The organism is Loktanella sp. DJP18 (assembly GCF_049310965.1).
Classification (GTDB): Bacteria; Pseudomonadota; Alphaproteobacteria; order Rhodobacterales; family Rhodobacteraceae; genus Loktanella.
On the sequence record NZ_JBMERN010000307.1, the window covers coordinates 1 to 1,568 of the forward strand.

Below are 1,568 nucleotides of genomic sequence, written 5' to 3' on the forward strand. Positions count from 1 at the left end.
TGCCGCTCGATGACTTCCTGCATGTCAAATCGCCCCATTACTTCGCGGAGGCGCATCCGGGCGAAAATCAACGTCAGTTCGTCGACAGGCTTCTGGCCGATCTGGAGGCCCGTATCCTGATCGAGGGTCCGGAAACGATTGCGGCATTCTTTTCCGAACCGGTTCTGGCGGCGGGTGGCGTCATCGTGCCGCCGGACGGATACTTCGAGGGCGCTCAGGAGATTCTGAGGAAGCATGACATCCTTTTGGTTGTGGACGAGGTGGTGACCGCATTTGGACGGACCGGATCAATGTTCGGCACTACGCGCATGGCATCGAACCCGGACCTGATCATCCTCGCCAAAGGTCTCACGAGCGCCTACATCCCGATGTCGGCACTGCTACTGAATGCGCGAGTTTTTCCGGCTATCTCGGAATACTCAGGCCGGCTTGGGATCTTCGGCCTGACGCTCACATATTCCGGCCATCCTGTTGCCGCGGCCGTGGCGCGCGAGGCGATAGCCATCTATGAAGATCTGGCGCTAGCGGACCGGGCGAAGGCGCTCGAGTTAGTGCTCATGAACGGCCTGCGCGACAAGCTTGGTTCTCACCCCAATGTAGGAGATATCCGCGGCGTGGGCCTGCTGGCAGGTGTCCATTTGGTCGCCCGGCGCGGCCCCCTGACCTTGTTCGAAGCCCCTGTTAGTTTTGGTGCCAGAGTTGCTGCGCTAGCCGAGGATAATGGCCTGATCCTCAGGGCAATCGGGGATGTAATCGCGATATGTCCGCCACTGGTGATCGATGAAAACGAAATCGGAATGCTGATTGATCGACTTACCCGGGCCATCGAACAAGCCGCTGACGAACTTGCGGCATGATGTCCCTTTCATCATCTGTCGCCCGGGGGCGCTGGAATAATCGATCCCTACAGTCCCGGTACCGACTGTGAGATATGGGTAAAAGTTGATGACTGAGGTGCCCCCCGAAAACTGGACACTGACGTAAGCTCCGATTTGCTGTCTGTTGATCTTCACCACGAAGGAGATCGAAGATGTCGAAACGAAAGCAGCACGCCCCTGAGTTCAAGGCCAAGGTGGCGCTTGAAGCGCTGAAAGGCGAAGAGACCGTGTCGGAGCTGGCGAGCCGGTTCGGCGTGCATCCGACGATGATCAACCAATGGAAACGCGCACTGCTGGACGGGGCGTCTGGTGTCTTTGAGCGCGGCAGCCGCAAGGCACCTGTCATCGACGAGGATCAGGTTCGGGATCTGCATGCCAAGATCGGAGAGCTGGCGGTGGCCAACTCTTTTTTGGAAAGAAAGCTCAAGCCCTGGGGCGGGAAGTGAGACGCGGCATGGTTGAGCGCGACCATCCGGACCTGTCGATCGGCCAACAGTGCGCGCTTCTGTCGATACCGAGGTCATCGTTCTACTACACGCCGCAGGGCGAGACCGAGCAGAACCTCGACCTCATGCGGTTGATCGACGTGCAGTTCCTGGAGACGCCCTTCTTCGGCGTGCGCCAGATGACGTGGCACTTGCGCAATGAGGACCATGCTGTGAACGAGAAGCGCATCCGTCGGCTCATGCG

Annotated in this window: 3 protein-coding genes; all 3 read left to right on the forward strand. The window is 58.9% G+C overall.

Annotated elements, in window-relative coordinates; genetic code table 11:
• Positions 1 to 857, forward strand: an 857-nt coding sequence (locus ACOI1H_RS25475; RefSeq protein ID WP_422441109.1) for an aminotransferase class III-fold pyridoxal phosphate-dependent enzyme, incomplete at its 5' end; no start/stop codon positions are given.
• A 173-nt stretch (positions 858 to 1,030) separates the two neighbouring features.
• On the forward strand, positions 1,031 to 1,324 hold the full coding sequence (locus tag ACOI1H_RS25480; protein WP_422441111.1) for a transposase: 294 nt from the start codon (positions 1,031 to 1,033) through the stop codon (positions 1,322 to 1,324).
• Positions 1,325 to 1,332: 8 nt separating this feature from the next.
• The coding region (locus ACOI1H_RS25485; RefSeq protein WP_422441113.1) for an IS3 family transposase at positions 1,333 to 1,568 on the forward strand (236 nt) is incomplete at its 3' end.

Excerpts from the sequence above, each read along its gene's own strand:
- ACOI1H_RS25480 (WP_422441111.1), top strand. The coding sequence starts at position 1,031 with ATGTCGAAACGAAAGCAGCACGCCCCTGAGTTCAAGGCCAAGGTGGCG.